This is a genomic window from Undibacterium umbellatum (assembly GCF_014284125.1).
GTDB lineage: Bacteria > Pseudomonadota > Gammaproteobacteria > Burkholderiales > Burkholderiaceae_D > Undibacterium > Undibacterium umbellatum.
The window spans coordinates 1-255 of the sequence record NZ_JACOFX010000101.1 but is presented as its reverse complement, the minus strand read 5'-3'; the positions used below and the strand labels follow the sequence as shown (position 1 = coordinate 255).

Annotated in this window: 1 protein-coding gene; it reads left to right on the top strand. The window is 51.8% G+C overall.

Translation table 11 applies throughout. The annotated features are described in order from the left end of the window. Positions 1 to 7: 7 nt before the first annotated feature. A partial coding sequence (locus tag H8L47_RS29360; RefSeq protein ID WP_186957353.1) for a transposase occupies positions 8 to 255 on the top strand: 248 nt, incomplete at its 3' end.

Sequence of the window (255 nt, the reverse complement as noted above, 5' to 3'; positions counted from 1 at the left end):
AGAAATAATGAAACAGAAAAAGAGATATACACCGGAATTGCGGGAAGAAGCAGTGAAACTTGTGCTGGCACAAGGATTGACACTAGAGGAAGCGGCATCTCGTATCGCCATTCCGAAAGGGACTTTGATAGGTTGGGTAAATGCGGCCAAGAGTGGGCAGACACAGAAGACTGCCCCAGGAAGTCGGACGGTGCTGGAACTCGAAGCGGAAGTCGCCAAACTACGCAAGGAGCTGGCCCAGGCAAAGATGGAGCG